Annotated in this window: 1 pseudogene; it reads right to left on the reverse strand. The window is 66.5% G+C overall.

Annotated elements, in window-relative coordinates:
* Positions 1–313 (reverse strand): annotated as a pseudogene (locus ETU37_RS22875) (alanine dehydrogenase); the annotation flags it as partial.

Here is a 313-nt window from a genome sequence, read left to right on the forward strand (position 1 = left end):
CATGTTCGCCACGCAGTAGAACACCGAGTTGTGCACGGTGTAGGTCGGGTCGGCGTGGGTGGTGGCGTGGGTGTCCTCGAAGCAGCCGCCCTGGTCCACCGCGATGTCGACCAGCACCGAGCCCGGCTTCATCTGCGCGACCAGGTCGTTGGAGACCAGCTTCGGCGCCTTGGCACCCGGGATCAGCACCGCCCCGATCACCATGTCGGCCTCACGGACCTGCTGCTCGATCGCCAGCTTCGACGACGCCAGGCCGTGCACCCGGTTGTTGTAGCGCCAGAACGACATCCGCAGCTTGTCCAGGTCGGTGTCC

It is taken from the genome of Nocardioides iriomotensis, assembly GCF_004168035.1.
Lineage (GTDB): Bacteria > Actinomycetota > Actinomycetes > Propionibacteriales > Nocardioidaceae > Nocardioides_B > Nocardioides_B iriomotensis.